We start from the raw sequence: 18,159 nt of genomic DNA on the forward strand, positions 1-18,159 counted from the left end.
GCAAAACAGTTTGGGATTAAATGACCGCGTGAAAGGACGATCAGCCCTGCTATACTGCAGCACCAATATCAATAACAAACCGAAAGGACAGACTATGAACACTGAACAATCCTTACGTGAAGACCTAGCCGCGCTCTACCGAATTTTTGATCATTTGGGCTGGAGTGAACTTATCTTTAATCACATCACGGTAAAGCTACCAGGAGATGAAGGCCACTTTCTCATCAACCCTTACGGACTACATTACAGCGAGGTCACCGCCTCAAACCTGGTTAAAGTCGATATCGACGGCAACATCGTAGAACCGACGGAACACTTCGTAAATCCGGCAGGCATGCTCATCCATAGCTGTGTGCACGCCGCGCGCCACGACATACTATGTATCGCGCATACGCACACCACAGCAGGCATGACCGTTGCCTGCCAAGAAGGCGGCTTACGCCCAGACAATTTCTACTCGACCCTGTTGCATGGACGCATCGCTTATCACGACTTTGAAGGCCTGACGGTCGATGAAAGCGAAAAGGAAAAACTCGTCGCCAACCTCGGCTCTGAAGCCATGATGATGATTTTACGCAACCATGGCTTGCTGGCGGGAGGACGCACGATTGCAGAGGCCTTTTTGCATATGTGGGTCTTAGAGCGCTCCTGCCAAATCCAAACCTCTGTGGACCAAACCGGAGTAAAACAGATTCAGGTCCGCCCCGAAGTGTTATCGCGCACAGAAGAACTCACAAAAATTCAGGGTATGGGGCAACCCACGGGCGCGTTAGAGTTTGCTGCAATGAAGCGTATCATCGAGAAAAAAGATCCTTCCTACAAAGACTGATTAAGCAAGGGGTAGTCGACAGATACAGTGATCTCTACCCCCTTCTGAAGCGTATAAAAATCAAATAACTCAATACGCAGAGCACACACCATGAAACCGATTCTAATCGCCCTCGGGTTTATCGTTGCGTTCGCCGCCGTGATCTCGACATCCAGTCTCACTATCGAAGGCGTACCCATATTCGCTATTTGCGTTGCGGTAGCCATGGCCATTCAGTGGGCAGCATTTATTCCCGCCTATCGCAGGCAAACCGAGCGGTTTTACGATTTAGTTGGAAGCGCGAGTTTCATTACGGTCACCCTGCTGGCTCTTTTTTTGTCGAACCGCTTTGACGACCGCTCTTTATTACTCTGTGCGCTCGTGATTATTTGGGCGCTTCGCCTAGGCAGCTTTTTGTTCAAACGGGTACACCAAGACGGCGGCGATGACCGCTTCCAACAAATCAAACCTCACGCCAAGCGCTTTTTTCTGACCTGGACTCTGCAAGGTTTGTGGGTCAGCATCACAGCAGCGACGGCACTTGCTGCAATAACAGCGGTCGATCCTGCGCCTTTATCACTGTGGGACATCAATGCTGTGGGGATCTGGCTATTGGGCTTTGGCATTGAGGTCATCGCAGATCGGCAAAAACGTGCCCATCGGTCCACGCTAGGCAAAGACACCTTCATTTCGAGCGGCTTGTGGGCTTACAGCAGGCACCCTAACTACTTTGGTGAAATCACACTTTGGGTAGGCGTCGCCTTGCTGGCCATACCTGCTCTAACTTCAACAGCCTTCGCCAGCTTGTTATCACCCATTTTTGCCTATTTACTGCTGACCCGCATTAGCGGAATACCTATGCTCGAGAAAAAGGCCGAGAAGAAATGGGGCGACCGCGCCGACTACCAGGAATACAAAAAACGCACGCGACTGTTGGTTCCGCTCAAACGCTAACGTCAGCATCAATAGAAAAACGCTTATCGCGCTGCTTGGCCCCGCTCAGGAGCTTAATGCGAGTTCGGGGCACATCAAAGTAGTCAGCCAAAGCCCTCATCACGGCTCGATTGGCTTTACCATCCTCTGGGGCTGCCGTAACGTAAACCCTAAGCACGCGCTGGCCCTCGATATCCTCGACCTTTATTTGCGCTTGCTTGGCTTTTGGCGTGACCCTAACGCTGACGATCGTTGTTGTCATAGAAACTTACTTGCGGTTGAAGAGCGCACCTTACTGTAAGTGTCGCCCTCAAGGCAAAAATGCGATCACTAGGCAGCAATCGCCAGATATGACAACAGCTCTTTCTGCCTCTCTTTGACCTCAGCCCTGTTGCGCTCTTTTACGTGACCAAAACCCCGTAAACGTTGCACCGTCTCCAGCACAGCTACGGCCCGCTGATAATCTTGCTCCATCAGCGGTAACACATCTTGGTGCAATAACGTCAGATAATCTTGGATGTCTTGACGCTCGGTTCGACGTTCCTCGCTGTAAGAAAATAGATCGAGGGCCGTGCCTCGTATTTTTCGCATTGCCGTCAACACCTTGAACAGAGGAAGAATCCAAGCGCCAAATTCACGCTTTTGAAGCCTGCCCGTAGTCGGGTCTTTTTTAGCCAAAAGTGGAGGGGCCAAATGGAAGCGCAACCGTCGCTTGCCGCTAAACTGCGAATCTAGCAAGGCTTGAAATGCAGGCGCGGTATGCAAGCGAGCCACTTCGTACTCGTCTTTTATGGCCATCAATTTATACAAACCCTTGGCGAAAGCCTGCGTTGCCAACTGCCCCTCATGCTTGTCGTGTTGGCGAATGTGAGCCACTCGACGTCGGTAAAGCTCGGCATAGTGATCGTCTTGATAAATCCGCAAACGATCGCTGTTGCCCTTGATCAAATCATCGAGCGTCGGCTCATCTTCAAGTTCTGGGCTCTGCGTCAGTAATTTCTCCACTTTTTGTGGATTCGCCTGCCACAAGCGCCCCCATGCAAACGCCTTACGATTCATATCAATGCCGACACCATTTAACTCAATCGCTCGGTTTAGTGCCTCATCAGATACTGGCAACCACCCCGCTTGATAGGCCACACCCAAAAGGAAACAGTTACTCGCAATAGAATCCCCCATCAACTCAGTGGCAATGCGCGTAGCATCTAACCAAACCAGCTGCGAGACATCAACCTCTGTCTCGACACGTTCGATTAGACTCGAGTAAGGCACGCTGGCATCTGGGTTGCTGATTAAATCGGAGGTCGGCGTGGCTTGCTGATTCAGTACCGCGTGGGTTCTGCCATGGGCGACTTTCGCCAACGTTTCATCGCCGCACGCCACGATAAAATCACATCCCAACAACAAATCAGCCTCACCCGCGGGAATGCGAACCGCCAAAATCTCGCTTTGCTGACGAGCAACACGGACGTGACTCACCACGGCACCAAATTTTTGCGCTAACCCTGTTTGATTAAGCGTAGCGCAGCCCTTGCCCTCTAAATGAGCCGCCATGGCTATCAAGGCGCTAATCGTCAGCACTCCGGTACCGCCGACACCCGCCACCACCGTATTCCATGGCTGTTCCAACCTAGGCATAACGGGCTGAGGTAGTTCTTTTAGCCAATCCTCGAGGGGTATGTGTGTCACCGAAGGTTTGACCAAATCGGCATCCAATACACTGACAAAGCTGGGACAAAAGCCATCCACACAACGAAAATCTTTATTACAAGAGCTTTGATCAATCTGCCGCTTGCGGCCTAAGGCGGTCTCTTTGGGCACCACCGATAAGCAATTAGATTGAACACTGCAATCGCCGCAGCCCTCGCACACCTCGGGGTTGATTACCACGCGCCGCGGTGGATCGATCAACTTGGCCTTCTTACGGCGCCGGCGTTTTTCGGCAGCACAGGTCTGCACGTAAACAATGACCGTCGTACCCAGGGTGTCACGCAACTGAGTTTGCACACTATCGAAACTGTTGCGGTGCTCTATACCTACACCATGCGCCTTAGCTACAGCTCGCCATTGGTCCGGCTCATCAGACACAATGACCAACTTAGAGATACCTTCGGCCAACACTTGCTTCACCAGTTGCTCGACACTTAAATCGCCGTCTATGGGCTGTCCACCCGTCATAGCGACTGCATCGTTATACAAAATTTTGTACGTGATATTCACCTTGGCGGCCACAGCGGCACGCAAGGCCAAAATACCGGAATGGAAGTAGGTGCCGTCACCTAAATTCTGAAATACGTGCTGAGTATCAGTGAAAGGCGCCTGCCCTATCCAAGCGGCACCCTCCCCGCCCATTTGCGAAAAGGTTTGGGTGTTGCGGTCCAGCATCCAGGTGGCCATGTAATGGCAACCGATTCCACCCAAGGCCCGACTGCCTTCAGGCACCTTCGTCGAGGTATTGTGTGGGCAACCCGAGCAAAAGTGAGGGACGCGCTCCGCCTTTTCGTAAGGCTTGGCTAAGAATGCCTCTTTGTTTTTTATCCATTCAACGCGCTTGCGCATCGTCTCAGAATCGAAATAGCGAGATACGCGACGGTAAATGGCCACCGCTATCATGGCGGGCGTCAGCTCCCCCGCATTGGGCAACAAATCACGACCCTGTTCGTCGAATTCGCCCACCACGCGAGGGCGTGCGGCAACAGGATTGTTGTAGAGTTGCCCCGTCAACTGGTCTTCGATTACCGAGCGCTTTTCTTCGACAACTAGAATTTCTTCCAAACCTTCGGCGAAGTTATGAACGCCCGCTGGCTCTAAGGGCCATGGCATTCCAACCTTCATCACACGCAGACCCAGCTCTCGAGCAACGGCCTGGTTGATGCCCATATCTTCCAGCGCTTGCATGACATCGAGGTAAGCCTTGCCGGCGCACATGATGCCAAACCGAGCGTTAGGGGAGTCAATGACTACAGGGTTTAAATTATTGACCCGGGCAAACTCGCGCGCCGCGTAAATCTTGTATTTGTTCAGCCGTAATTCTTGGTCTAGGGGCTTATCAGGCCAACGTGCGTGTACACCATCAGCCGGCAACACGAAGCTATCTGGAATAACAATATTCATGCGGCTGGGGTCAATATCGGCCGATATCGCCGAATCCATGTTTTCGGTAATCGCCTTCAAAGCCACCCAGCAACCGCTGTAGCGTGACAGCTCCCATCCAAAAACACCCAAATCGAGGACTTCTTGCACGTTGGCTGGGCTAAGCACAGGGACTGAGGCAGCAATAAAATTGTGTTCAGACTGGTGAGGTAAGGTGGACGACTTGCACGCATGATCATCGCCAGCAACGGCCAAGACCCCACCATATTTTGCCGTACCGAACGCGTTGGCGTGTTTTATGACATCCATCGAACGATCTACGCCTGGGCCTTTACCGTACCACATCGAGAATACGCCATCGTAACGCGCACCTTCGAACAACTGCGTTTGTTGCGAGCCCCATACCGCGGTGGCCGCAAGCTCCTCGTTAACTCCGGGCTGGAAGGTTATGTTGTGCTTTTTAAGCCATGGCTTTGCGGACCACATCGCGTGATCGACGCCACCTAACGGCGAGCCGCGGTAGCCAGACACAAAACCCGCGGTATTTAGACCTCTTGCCACATCGCGCTGATGTTGCAACATGGGCAAACGCACCAAGGCTTCAATACCGGTCATATACGCTCTGGTCGTATCCAGAGCATATTTGTCATCTAGACTGATTTTGTAGTCAACACTCATGGCTCGGGCACTCGCAGGAATTTGCCTAATTCTGCCCAATTCTTTGCGAAACTTTTTGCCTATTTTTAATGTCTTGAGTGGGCCACATGCATATACTTACCTTAATTGGCTAAAAAAATGGATAAATCATGCATGAACTCACTAAAACTGATCTGAAGATTCTTGAGCTACTACAAAACGACAGCACGATAAGCACCGCCGAAATTGCCGAGCACATCGGGCTCTCACAGTCACCGTGCTGGCGTCGTATTCAACGCTTAGAACGCGCCGGCTTTTTTGAAGAGCGCGGCTTACGCCTCAACCGCGACCTACTAGGACTAGACCTTGTGGCCTTTGTCACGATCAACCTGCGGCAAACGGGTACGCAAGACTTACTGCAATTCGAGCAAGACATGAGTCGACACCCTGAAATTGTCGAGTGCTATACCATGACGGGCCTGTGGGACTACATGCTGAAAATCGTCACTAAAGATATTAAGCACTACGAAAATTTTGCAAGGAACGTCTTAATGGCGTCACAGAGCATACGCGAAATGCACTCTCATATTGCCGTGACCGAGATCAAAAACACGGTCGCCCTACCCTTGTCTCAGTTAACAAGGTAAGGCGGCTTTACCACTAGGCTTTTGAGGCCATACTGACACGATCGAGCGCTTGCTCGTACTCTGCCTTAACACTCGCCAAGATGTCAGCAACTGATTCGACAGCGGTAATACGACCGCAAACTTGACCTGTCAGTGGAATTGCGGCTTCCATATCTCCGCCAAAATAGAGCGCTTTAGGATCACCGAAGTCCGCCATCCCACTCTGTGCAGGATCTTTCTCTAACCGCGTGGTCCGTTCGGTACGCAGAGCGCGCAACGCCGGCGGCGCAAAACGAGACAAAAACACCGTATCCGTCTCTTTAGCATTCACGATGGCCTGCTTCCAATTATCGTGTACCGGCGACTCTTTAGAGGCCACCATGCGAGTGCCCAGCTGTATACCATCGGCGCCCAAGGCGATAGCCGCAGCTAAAGTTGCGCCATCGTGGAAACCCCCTGCCGCAATAATAGGCACATCGAGATGCGCTCGGATCAGCGGCAACAAAACCAAGCTCGCCACGTCTTTTGGGTTTTTGAAGCCACCGCCCTCAGCCCCCTCCACCACTAAGCCATCGACGCCACACTCTACTGCTTTAAGTGCCGCCGAGAGGCTTGGCACAACGTGATAAACCGTCAGCCCCGCTGTCTTTAGCTGGTCCGTGAAACGCTCTGGTGAACCTGCTGAAGTCGTTACGAATTTAACGCCCTGATCAATAATAAAGGGAACCACGTCGGGGTCGCGCACAAAGGCTTGCGCAATGTTCACGGCAAAAGGTTTATCGGTAAGCTCGCGCATTCTAGCGATCTCACCTTTAATAATATCGAGTTCACCCGAGCTGGTTTCTATGACGCCCAAACCGCCCGCGTTCGAGACAGCCGACGCTAATTGCGATCTGGCTATCCAGCCCATAGGGGCTTGCACCACGGGAATATCGATACCTAAAGCTTGGGTTAACCGAGTGTTAAACATAGCGCCTCCTTTTTATTCGAAGACGCAGAATAGCGTGTAAAGAGCCCGCCATCCAGAGCTAGCAGGCAAATGGCCTTAACTAGTGCGTCACCGTGTGTAAAGGCACACCGAACAGGTTGTTCAGGCCCTTGGAGTAAAACTGGCGGTAGTAGCTTACGCCAAGCCGTTCGTCTAACTCACGCAGGGTCGCATGCAACTCGGCCAAAAGTTTGGTCGAGTAATCTTGCTCCAGTGCCTGAGCCAATGTGGCCTTGATATGATCTTCGTAAAGCGACGCAAAGATCGATTCAACATTTACGAAATACTGATACAACGAACCCATTGCGATGCCCGCGACTTCACAAATGGTGCTTGCTTGCACGTCGTGGGTACCATAGCGGTCCACTACAATCAACGTCGCTTCTTTGATCGACTGGACGAGAATTTTTGAGCGAGTTTGCTTGGGTTGCTTTCGTGCCCGGGGAGGAATGTCAATTTCTGCTTGCGCGCTGGGGACAAGCATCTCAGTCGACAAACGGGGCCACTCACAGAAAAAGGATTGGCTGCGATCATCGAATACAATGCGATTTGCGTCTAAGTTCATATTGGCCTCGCGGTGCTTTTATGACATTACGTTTCCAGATTGCACACAGTCTGCCCGCTTGATACCTTTAGTAACAGGTCCGCAAACCCCAAAAAAACTCACAAAAAACATCAAACAATAGCGATAAAGCGGTTTTTTATTGATATGATCGCTCGAAACATCACAGAAAAATACGATGGCTACAATTTGCAGACACCATGTTTTAACTTCAATGACCGGATTAGGCGACAAAAAGCGTCACCAATCTACTCTTTTAACCCAGGCCGGCATTAACCCATCTTCGCTCATTCCAGAGAACGCGCGAGTCCATACCGACCAAGTGGCACGCCTGTTTCAGCTCGTCATGATTACCTTAAACGACGAATTTATGGGTTTCACCGAAGTCCCCAGCAAAATGGGAACATTCGCACTGATGAGCGATCTGATCCCTCAATGCCTCACTCTCAAAGATCAGCTCAAGCAGACCGCTCGCTTTTACAATCTGACCCACCCGAACATCGAGTTTGATCTCAAGGAATATCATAAAGATGCCGTACTCAGTATCTCGCTTACCGACAACAGCAACGATGACCAACATTTCTTGCGGGAATTCCTTATGGTCATATGGCATCGGTTTCCAAGCTGGCTAATTGGTGAACCGATCAATCTTCGTTCAGTAGAATTCAGCTTTGCTCGCCCGGACCACGAGAGCGAACTAAACGTTATGTTCCCCGCCGCTATATCGTATCGTCAAAACAGTAATCGACTCATTTTTGATAGGCGTTATTTAAGTAAACCTATCACCAGAACACGCAGCGAGATTCAGCAATTTGTGAGACGCTCGCCCTACGACATCATGACGATACCCGGCCGACAGCAGACCCTTGAATCGCAAATCGAGCGTCTATTAGCGCCTCATGGGGCGGATCGCATGGCGAATATAACGCTTCATGATGTGGCAGAACAATTGTTCATGAGTCCTCAAACCATTCAAAGACGCTTGAGTGACTCGGGCACGAGCTTCAATACAATTAAGGAAAACTGGCGCCGTGAACGCGCGATCAAACTGCTTCAAAATAGCCAACTCTCGATAGAAGCGATCAGCGAGCGGCTGGGATTCTCCGAAGCACGATCATTTACTCGTGCGTTTAAGACCTGGACAGGATTGTCGCCACGAAAATATCGACAGATGTTTTTCTGAGCGCTATGTTACAAGCCTAAGCGATTCGGTTTTTATCGACTTCTACGGCATTCAAACCAGGTTCACACCCTACTTACAACACGCAACAAGGAGCTCTTATGCACAGTGAAGATATCGAGTACGCGGCGGGCGATCTGCCCCTACGTGGCTATTTCGCCAGCCCCTCGCCATCGGACCAATACCCATGTGTACTGGTCGTTCATGAGTGGTGGGGCTGCAATGATTATGTCAAGACTCGCGTTGACATGTTGGCAGCCGAAGGCTTTACAGCGATGGCTATTGACCTCTATGGCAGTGGCAAAACTGCCGCGGATGGCGAAGAGGCTGCTTCGTTAATGAACACCTTGTTAGAAACGCCGAACGGCGTACTTGATCGATTTAACGCCGCGCTTGAGTGGGTAAAAGCACGCCCCGATGTGAATACCTCAAACATTTCCGCTATGGGTTATTGCCTAGGCGGCGCCGTTGTTCTGAACATGGCACGTGCGGGTCTAGACCTAAAACTGGTGGCGAGCTTTCATGGCAATTTGGCGACTCAACACCCTGCATCCGAGGGTAAAATTAAAGCAAGATTGGCAGTATTCCACGGGAACGATGATGTCATGATCCCCGCGGAGCAAGTTGCCGCCTTTAAAGCCGAAATGGAGGCCGCCAACGCGGACTACCTATTCGTCGGCTACGATGGTGCGATGCACGGATTCACTAATCCTTTAGCAACAGAGAGAGGACAAAAGAATAATTTGCCGCTGGCCTACAATGAGCAAGCGGACAAGGACTCTTGGAGCCAACTACTGGCTCAACTAAGACACTAACCGATCCATAGAAGTGGCAAGCAAATGTTCTGCCAACCCTGCGTCAAGTCTAGAGCTGGGCGTAACGACGGATAAATGCCGTGTGATCAGGCAATTGCGACATTCCCTGTTCGACCTTCTCCATGTTTTTTGCCAAAAACTGTGACAGTTCTGGCCCTGACATCTGATCAACAATGGGGTGGTAAGCCTTAGGAATAAGGCCCTGCCCCATCATAACTTGAACCCAAGAGTTCTCTGCAAACACATCATCTTGCAACTTATAAACCGTGCCGGTTTCACGGAACAGCTCCATGCGATGTTTCAGAGAATCCGGAATATGCATGGTCCGGCAACGATTCCAAAACTCTGTATCGTTACGCTCGGTCAGATGATAATGCAGCACGATAAAATCACGAATGTGCTCGGCCTCGCGGCGCAGCTTAGCGTTGTACTCATTCCTAACCGAGTCAGCGATACCGTGACTTGGGAACATCAGTAAGAGCCACAGTAGACCGTTCTGTATAAAGTGAATACTGGTCGACTCTAGGGGCTCGATAAAACCGCTCGATAAACCGATCGCGACGCAGTTTTTGTTCCAATACTGTTTTCGCTGCCCCGTCTGAAATCGAATCAAGCGCGGGTCCGTCGTTGGTTTACCCGTTGTATGACGATGCAACAGCGCCGTTGCCTCATCGTCACTCAGGTAATCCGAACAATACACCAAACCGTTACCGACGCGATGTTGCAGAGGTATACGCCACTGCCAGCCACTCCCATGCGCGATAGAACGAGTGTAGGGAATGGGATCGGCTACCGATTCTGTTTGCATGGCTACTGCGCGGTCGCAAGGTAGCCACTCGGACCAATCGTCGTACCCTGTGTTTAGGGCGTCTTCGATCAAAAGTCCGCGAAAGCCAGTGCAATCGATAAACAAATCGCCGTCAATATTTTGCCCGTCCGCTAAACGCAGCGATTGAATATCTCCAGTCTCTGTTTTGACCACTTGGTCAATCATGCCCTCTACGCGTACTACACCTGCGCGCTCTGCCAGTTTTCGCAGATACGCCGCGTAACGGGTGGCGTCTAGGTGGTACGCGTAATTTACCTTTTGCTGGCTTAGCAAACCGAAGCGATTTGCCTCGGCCGCCTTCAATTCTAAACAGTAATCGCCGTAGGGTTTTGAATACCCTTCATCTAAACCTCGTCGCCAAAAATGGTGGAAACCCGCAGCCCAACACCCCGTCCCCGTATCGCCAAAGGAGTGAATGTAGCGATGTCCCAGTTTACGCCAGTTCTCGAAGGCGATCCCCAGCTTAAAGGTCGCTTTCGTCTCGCGTAAAAATTCGGGTTCTGGGATTTGCAACAAACGATTAATCGTCAATATCGAGGGTATTGTTGCCTCGCCCACGCCTATGGTGCCTATCGCTTCAGACTCAACCAGGGTGATATCGAGCTTCTGACCGACCAACTTTGATAAAGCCGCTGCGGCCATCCAACCTGCAGTGCCTCCGCCAGCGATAACGACTTTTTTAATGGCTTGCATAGAATCTCCGGAAACTAAATTACCGTTTGAGCTGATTAAGCAACAAGGCCCTGGCGCGCTTGGCTCGAGTCTCGTCCATAGCACCCAACCGACCCAAAGCGCTCTCTGGGATATGCTGATGCGTTAACGCATCCGCGTCAAAGATGTAGTAGTCAAAAAAGCGCCGCCAGGCGTCTTTCTGGGGCTTGGGCAGACCGCGAATACTGAGCATGGCGTGCAACAAAGCGTCACTCGGAGCGCCCAGAAACTCAGGTACAGTAGACCACCAATAATTAACCAATATATTAATGTCATCGAGCGCCTCTACTTGGTGCCACCACATGCTCGGCACCAGCAGCGCATCACCAGGTTCAAGATCAGCAATGACAGCGTGCTGTAGCGCGATTTCCGCCTTGGGGAAACGCTGCTTATCGATATCGTCGAAATCAACCAAGCTAATTGGCTGCCCTGCAGGCGTCAAATCTAGAGGCCCAACGTAGAGGTTCTCGATCTGCTCAGGTGGAAACAGGGTAAAACGGCGTCGCCCCATCACGCAACAGGCGATATTCTGTGGCAAGTCGAAATGAGGCGCCACTCGGGTCTTGTTGCCGATCCACAAGCTCGCAACCGGATCAAGAGCATCCAGTGGTAAATCGTTTTGCGTCCGGAAGCCCGGCAACCAAGCGTCTACATTAGTCGAACCGACATAAATCGCTGGCGCATATTGATCGCCACGATGTTCTTTCAACTTGGCTATAACATCGTCTAAGCGTGCTTCAAGCTGTAAAAAGTTAAACCCTGTTAACTCTTCGTTGTAAAAGAAACGTCCCTTAATCTCGGCTTCGCCCAAAAAGGTGCTGACGGGTCGTCCTGAGTAACTCTCCGCCAACATGGCAAGCGCCGCGTCGGGATCATCTCGTTGCAGTGACACGCAGGGCCAGTTTGCGACCAAACCACGCAGTATTACTGGCTCAGTCGCAGACAGCACCGACTCTGGTATTTCCGTCCAGTCTTGCGCATCAACCACCTGTATTTCTGAGGCCGCCATACCTGTCTCTTTTACAATCGCTGATTACGACGCCCAATAAGCGACTGCAGCTGCGATAACGAGGCGAGCATCATATAGGCCGGCAGGAGCCAGCCATCCTGACTTAACTCGGCCAATACTTGCTCGTCGGCTTTTTGGAGCGCCTCGTCATCTATGGTGTAAAAGTCTTCTAATGCGTACTCGCTCCCATCTTTTAAGCGGATGTTTAAGGTGACCGACTGGATTAAACCTCGCTCTGATAGCGCCTGCATGAACGCCTCACTGGCCGCCTGGGCATGAAACAATCCTTCAAGCATCGACGCTGTTTGTTCTAAGTACTCAGTGGTGCCGCCTTGAGGCAAAAATAATAACTCGCCTTCGTCCGTATTCACTCTGGGATGCTCCACATCGATTGCCACGACACGCTGTCGCTCACCACCAGTACTCGACTCTTGTCCCACCATAAAGGGCTGTCGTCGGATCATGGCTGGCACATACGCTGCGTCCCAGTCACCATCTTTCAAAAACAGGTTTTCACCGCGTTCGAATCCCAGCAAGGCGACTGGCGCCAACTTGCCACTGTTGGGGTCTTTGTAAATCAATATAGGGTAATGCGCTTGAATTGCTCGCATTTCACCAGGGAAGGTCATGGCAAACATGACATCGTCACCAAATTCAGCGCCATAACCTGTCTTCACACGAAGATTCTGGTGATCGACATTATTCAGTTTTTGGATATTTGCCATAACAAATCCTTAGGTGTTATTTAGCCAGCCCGAAACTCGCGCGTCAGTAGTTGCTGCACCAACTCTCGATTTGTCGGTAAGTGACTCAAATACTGCTGTTCTTGTTGGTAACGCTTACGCGACACTTCTTCAAAGTTTGGCATGCGTCGTTTGCCGTGCCCATTGTTTTTCGTTTCAAACCCCATACCATACAACACATACTGATAGCTTGCCGAGGGAAACAAATCATCAACACGACCCTCATCTTGATGCCATGGGGCTCGCGTACGCCATAGAGCTAAAAGCTCATTGAGATCGCCGGGATTGGTTTCAGGCTGTCGATGAGCTCGCCAATAATCGCTGTCGTCGCGGCGACTCAGTACGTAATGGAGTTTTAAGAATCGTACGATCTCATTCCACCGATAGGTGAACTGTTCATTAAAGCGTCTGGCGGTTATGGCCATAACTTGCCTATCTACTGGCATATGATCACACAAAAACTTGGCCCCTAGCTCAACCAAGACCAGAGCCGATGCCTCTAACGGCTCTACAAAACCTGCCGACAATCCAATGGCAACACAGTTTTTATGCCAAAACTTGTTTCTAAATCCACTTTGAAACTTGATTTGGCGAGGGTTTAACTGGTCAAACTCGACGTGAGGCGCTGACTGCTTCACGTACTCTCGCAAACCAGCTTCAGCCTCTTCGTCGGTCTGATGAGCACTGCTGTAGAGACGACCCACTCCCCGGCGATGCTGCAAGCCAATATCCCAAGTCCAACCCGCAGAGTGCGCCGTTCCCAGTGTGACCGACGCAATGGGCGATTGCTCGCTGTCGTAAGGCAATTGAACCGCCAGCGCTCGATCATTAAACAAGTACTTAGCCGGCTCCGTGTTTACCCCGATACCGTAGTGCCCGTTCAGCAAAAAGGCATGAAACCCGCTGCAGTCGATAAATAAATCACCCTCAATCAAACCGCTCTTCTCACCGCGAACCCCGATCAAAAAATCATCAGCATCCGTTTCAACGCCCACCAAATGGTCAACCACATGCTTCACACTCAGACGCTCAGTCGAGTGGGCCCTCAGCATTTCCGCGAACTTACCGGCGTCGAGGTGATAGCCATAGTTTAGCGCGTAGGCATAGCCTGGCATCTCGATCTGCTTGGGGGCCTTACTGGCCTCGCATACGCTCGTTTGGCTACTGACCGCATGCGCATAATCGGTTGCCGAATTTGTCGCTTGCCACCAATCCCAAGGGTTCACTGCCGCAAATTGCTCTGGCAGCGAAAAAGGATGGTAGTACGATTCCCCGCGCCCAACACGCCAACCCCGAAATTGCGACCCCTGCTTGAAGCTAGCGCCGCAAATGCGGACAAAATCAGTTTCGCTAATACCAATTTTATTTAAGGTGGTTCTCATTGACGGCCAAGTGCCCTCACCCACCCCAATCGTCCCCAAGGTATCCGACTCAACCAAAGTCACCTGAAGACCATCGTCTGACGTGTCAAAATGTGCGGCCAGCGAGGCAGCAACCAACCATCCAGCGGTGCCACCCCCCACAATCACTATGCGTTTAACTGCTGAATTATTCTGTTCGATCATAAGGCATTATAGTCAAATCAGCGTCTTTGCACCTATCAGGAATGCGTTACTCACAATAAAAAACCGCTCCGAAGAGCGGTTTTACGGATTACCCGATCACTGGAGTGAGACGGATTTAGTAGACGTAGCGGAAACCAAACTGGTAACGCGCTCCGCTCTGACCTACGTTGTAAATCTGGTATGAACTGCGACCAAAGCTGCGGAATGTTTCGTTGGTCAAGTTGATACCTTCTACAAAGACTGTGAACGAATCAGTCAATTCGTAAGACGCATTAGCATCCCACTGCTCGTATTCTTCCTGATAGCCTGGCTGTGTCACACCACCAGTGAAGAACTCATCGCGCCAGTTGTAAGCAACGCGCACCTGAATGCCGTACTTGTCGTAGTAGGCAATAAAGTTACGAGTGTCGCTCAGGCCGGGCAGTGCGAACTGCGGATCGTTAGATAGTCGATTGAACACAGCCGTACCGTCGGCGAACGTGGCGTTAGCAATAAAGCCAAAACCTGTGTCTGCGAAGTCATGCTGCCAAGCAATTTCCCAACCATCGATTTCTGCAATCTCGGCTGAGTTCAAGCTTGTGTCGACATCAAAGTATGCAGGGTCATCACGACCAACTACACCAGTAATTGTCTGAGCTGCGACATCCACACCGGGCTCGTTCGGGAAGTTGGTAAAGATGTAGTCGCGAATGTCCGCGTTAGATGCTGTCACACCCAAAGCGTCAATTGCCGCCGAATACAAGGGACCCAAAGCGGGGTGTGCCAAATTCGGGAACAATACGACGTCCTCTTGCTCACCCGCCGTCACGAAGTTCTCTACGCTCTTGTCGAAGTAGCCGACCGACACGTAGCTCGAATCCCCGTAGTAGTACTCTAACGAGAAATCCCAGTTCTCTGCTTCGTGCGGCAATAAGCCGGGGTTTCCTCTGAAACCGTCAGCAGTATGCTGGCCTTCGACAACACGCAAGACTGTACCGATCGACAAATTACCGACTAGGTTCGAGAACGGCGATCGGGCAATCGTTTCACTGTATGACGCACGGAACTTAATGTCTTCAGTGACATCGATGCTGAAGTCAATACTTGGCAAGGTGTAATCGTACTTACCGGTCAGTGCTGACGGAATGGTATCGCCTGAAGGTACCGCGGAAAATTCGTTGGTAGAGGCCCACTCAATACGCACGTAGTCCTGGGACTCTGCACTTGAAGTCACGTCGGTCTCTTCGTAGCGAACGCCAGCGCGCACGCTGAAGTCACGATCGAACATCACACCATCGTAGTTAACTTGCACAAAGTAAGACTGCGTTTCCTCGCGGAACTGGTTGCCGAAGCCTTTGTTGCTATCTGCGCAGAAACCAGTGCCGCAATCACCGCCTGCGAGTGCGGTTGGCAAGTAGTAGGTGTCTGTTGACGGCAATGACTGCAGGAAGGCACCGCGTTCAGCAACCGCTGCCATGTCGAACATAAAGAAATTGTTCGTGACTGCGTTGCCGCCGCTCAGTTGCTTGTAAATACCCTCAAGCGACGCAGGCACCATAAGGTCAGCGATAGCGCCAAACGCGGAGGCTTGGTTCTGACCCCAGCTGTTACGCTGAACGATACTGCCTGCCTCAAAGTTATCAAGATCCGACTGGCTGACACCGAAATCAATCGACAGCGACTCGTTAAACTCAAAGGTACCGTTCAAACGTGTCTGCTCGATATTCATCTCCGCCCAGCTGTTGGAGAACACACTGCCGGTGATCTGCATATCATCAGGCGATAATGGATCGTTACGAGTGATCGTCGTCACTGGGATTTCCTGAGAGAAATCCACCGTAGCGCCTTCACGACCAAATGCCGCGATCGACAAGTTTGCCGAGCTGCCGTAAGGGCTGTTCGGGTTCCGCTCCGCTTTCGAATCGTGATGATCCAATTCTAAGGTCAAGCGATCTGTAACATCCCACTGAAGGTTAAAACCAAGCGATGAACGCTCGTTTTTAGACGCATCGACACCAGCGCCCATCGGGGTATCCGGCTGGTTGAACGTTTCGGTGTAAACCAAGGGCGAGACGATTGGACCATCTGTCCAGGTCGCTGACTGACCCGTAGGACTAAACCAAATCGACATATTGTTGTAACGGTGATCAAGCTCTAACTCAGCAACGGTGTAGTCCAAAGTCGCTGTCACTGACTCAACGGGGCGCCATTGCAGGGTTAGCTGTCCGTTAATACGCGTGCGTTCCCACTCATCCAATTGATAAACAACTTGCTGTGGCAACGCGGCCAGATCGCCCTCACCGGGTTTATTAGTCTGCTGACCGTTATCCGCAATCGCCTGCCCAGGGCGCTCGAACCACTGCGTATTAAACGCACCAGCTTGACCGTTGTTACGCTCTTGGAAAGAACCTGACAACGCAACACCAATGGTATCGTCGAAGAAGGTTTGGCTGATCAAACCGGAGATTTCTGGCGTGTAATCATCACCTTCCGCCGTCGAAAGATCATGCACAGCTTTCGTGCTGAACGCGACTTTCAGACCCGGGTCATCAAGCGGCTTAGCGGTTTTGATGTTGATGGTCGCACCGATACCACCAGTGGGCACGCTAGCTTGACCCGTCTTGTAAATTTCAACGCCTGAGACGCTTTCGGACGCCAAATCGCCGAAGTCGAACGAGCGACCACCACCAGAGTGCGTTGGCATCTGGCGGCCATTCAGTGTTACCAAGTTAAAGTCCGCACCAAAACCACGAACGGTAACGGTAGAACCCTCGCCGCGCGTACGCTCAATCGCCACACCAGTGATACGCTGTAAGGATTCAGCTAGGTTGGTATCTGGGAAAGCGCCAATGTCTTCCGCCGTAATTGCGTCAACTACACCGGCTGAATCGCGTTTGGTATCCATAGCACGCTTTAAGCTCGCTTTAATACCGGTAACAACCACCTCTTCAAGAACAGGCTGTTGCTCTTGGGCTTGAATGGCCATCGAGCTGATGGCCATACCCACGGCAACCGTAACTGCGGTCGCCATTGGGTTTTTGTTGAATGCTTTTTGTTGCATATTGGTTACCCCTTGCAAACTATTTTTAATATCGTTTCTTCTCATCTTACTGCGGCGTAGCCACCCGGATATTCTTAACCATCACAGGCTGGTCTCGGTCCACGATGTACATCAGGAACGAGGAATAGGTCTGGGCCGCTGCTTGCGGAGGAATGGCAACGGAATACTCTGTCTCCGCCGTTCCGCTCACCACAACCTCAGCGGTGCTGAAGTTTGGATCGACGTCAGGGAACGGAGCATTCTCAAACACGAAGCGGACGGACGTATCCGGGACACCATCGCCCAAGGCCGCCGTGAAGCGCACTTCACCGCCCTGTCCAAAGGTGAAGGGGTAAAGCGCCTCGTTAACGTTAGCGAAACCTCCCCACGCTTCAGCGCCTGTTGGGAAGGTATAGGTTTCGGTCGCATCTACGAACGCACCACCAAACGTGCCGCTGAAATCAGCAGGTGCAGATTCCACTAAATTCAACGCGGGCTCGGCACCATAGGCTGTCACGTTCACATTAGTGACCATGACGGGTTGATCATTCTCTACGATGTACATCAAGAATGAGCTGAAGGTCTGGCCTGCTGCCTGGGCGTCGAATTCCACTTCGTACACAGCCTCACCGCCGCTAATCA

The 18,159-nt window shown here is 51.4% G+C and carries 14 protein-coding genes and 1 pseudogene; 5 read left to right on the forward strand and 10 right to left on the reverse strand.

Annotation, left to right across the window (positions count from 1 at the left end):
* The first annotated feature begins 28 nt into the window (after positions 1–28).
* Entirely contained in the window at positions 29–829 is an 801-nt protein-coding gene (locus ACTF5Z_RS02675; RefSeq protein WP_438984410.1) for a class II aldolase/adducin family protein, read from the forward strand.
* Between the two features lie 90 nt (positions 830–919).
* Entirely contained in the window at positions 920–1,762 is an 843-nt protein-coding gene (locus ACTF5Z_RS02680; RefSeq protein ID WP_438984411.1) for a DUF1295 domain-containing protein, read from the forward strand.
* Here ACTF5Z_RS02680 and ACTF5Z_RS02685 read toward each other — a convergent pair.
* Positions 1,752–2,003, reverse strand: a complete 252-nt coding sequence (locus ACTF5Z_RS02685) for a DUF167 domain-containing protein (RefSeq protein WP_438984412.1) — start codon at positions 2,001–2,003, stop codon at positions 1,752–1,754. The two genes, ACTF5Z_RS02680 and ACTF5Z_RS02685, sit on opposite strands and share 11 nt — an antisense overlap.
* Positions 2,004–2,071: 68 nt before the next feature.
* Positions 2,072–5,551 carry an indolepyruvate ferredoxin oxidoreductase family protein gene (locus tag ACTF5Z_RS02690; protein ID WP_438984413.1) on the reverse strand — a complete coding sequence of 1,160 codons (3,480 nt, stop codon included), beginning with the start codon at positions 5,549–5,551 and terminating at the stop codon, positions 2,072–2,074.
* Between the two features lie 89 nt (positions 5,552–5,640).
* On the opposite strand from ACTF5Z_RS02690, the gene ACTF5Z_RS02695 reads away from it, so the two are divergent.
* Complete coding sequence (locus ACTF5Z_RS02695) at positions 5,641–6,117, forward strand: Lrp/AsnC family transcriptional regulator (protein ID WP_423849870.1); 477 nt, start codon at positions 5,641–5,643, stop codon at positions 6,115–6,117.
* Between the two features lie 13 nt (positions 6,118–6,130).
* Here the strand turns inward: ACTF5Z_RS02695 and ACTF5Z_RS02700 are convergent, their stop codons facing one another.
* Together ACTF5Z_RS02700 and ACTF5Z_RS02705 are read right to left on the reverse strand one after the other, a co-directional pair.
* The gene (locus ACTF5Z_RS02700) at positions 6,131–7,066 is read right to left on the reverse strand and encodes an NAD(P)H-dependent flavin oxidoreductase (RefSeq protein WP_438984414.1); all 936 of its coding nucleotides are present in this window, start codon (positions 7,064–7,066) and stop codon (positions 6,131–6,133) included.
* Between the two features lie 79 nt (positions 7,067–7,145).
* Entirely contained in the window at positions 7,146–7,649 is a 504-nt protein-coding gene (locus ACTF5Z_RS02705; RefSeq protein WP_423849872.1) for a TetR/AcrR family transcriptional regulator, read from the reverse strand.
* Between the two features lie 211 nt (positions 7,650–7,860).
* Here ACTF5Z_RS02705 and ACTF5Z_RS02710 point away from each other — a divergent pair, with 211 nt between their 5' ends.
* Positions 7,861–8,829, forward strand: a complete 969-nt coding sequence (locus tag ACTF5Z_RS02710) for an AraC family transcriptional regulator (protein WP_438984415.1) — start codon at positions 7,861–7,863, stop codon at positions 8,827–8,829.
* Positions 8,830–8,927: 98 nt separating this feature from the next.
* Positions 8,928–9,641: a dienelactone hydrolase family protein gene (locus ACTF5Z_RS02715; RefSeq protein WP_438984416.1), complete on the forward strand. Its 714-nt coding sequence runs from the start codon at positions 8,928–8,930 to the stop codon at positions 9,639–9,641.
* A gap of 49 nt (positions 9,642–9,690) precedes the next feature.
* Here ACTF5Z_RS02715 and ACTF5Z_RS02720 read toward each other — a convergent pair whose 3' ends face one another.
* The 6 genes and pseudogenes from ACTF5Z_RS02720 to ACTF5Z_RS02745 form a co-directional block, all read right to left on the reverse strand.
* Positions 9,691–11,163 carry a tryptophan halogenase family protein gene (locus ACTF5Z_RS02720; RefSeq protein WP_438984417.1) on the reverse strand — a complete coding sequence of 491 codons (1,473 nt, stop codon included), beginning with the start codon at positions 11,161–11,163 and terminating at the stop codon, positions 9,691–9,693.
* Positions 11,164–11,182: 19 nt separating this feature from the next.
* Positions 11,183–12,190: a cupin-like domain-containing protein gene (locus tag ACTF5Z_RS02725; RefSeq protein ID WP_438984418.1), complete on the reverse strand. Its 1,008-nt coding sequence runs from the start codon at positions 12,188–12,190 to the stop codon at positions 11,183–11,185.
* 11 nt (positions 12,191–12,201) lie between these two features.
* A complete protein-coding gene (locus tag ACTF5Z_RS02730; RefSeq protein ID WP_438984419.1) occupies positions 12,202–12,915 on the reverse strand; it encodes a SapC family protein in 714 nt (237 codons plus the stop codon).
* Positions 12,916–12,935: 20 nt separating this feature from the next.
* Complete coding sequence (locus tag ACTF5Z_RS02735) at positions 12,936–14,498, reverse strand: tryptophan halogenase family protein (RefSeq protein WP_438984420.1); 1,563 nt, start codon at positions 14,496–14,498, stop codon at positions 12,936–12,938.
* Positions 14,499–14,613: 115 nt separating this feature from the next.
* Positions 14,614–17,538: a TonB-dependent receptor gene (locus tag ACTF5Z_RS02740; protein WP_438984421.1), complete on the reverse strand. Its 2,925-nt coding sequence runs from the start codon at positions 17,536–17,538 to the stop codon at positions 14,614–14,616.
* Between the two features lie 46 nt (positions 17,539–17,584).
* Positions 17,585–18,159, reverse strand: a pseudogene (locus ACTF5Z_RS02745) (hypothetical protein); the annotation flags it as partial.

The sequence above is a fragment of the Aequoribacter sp. genome (genome assembly GCF_965659035.1).
GTDB lineage: Bacteria > Pseudomonadota > Gammaproteobacteria > Pseudomonadales > Halieaceae > Aequoribacter.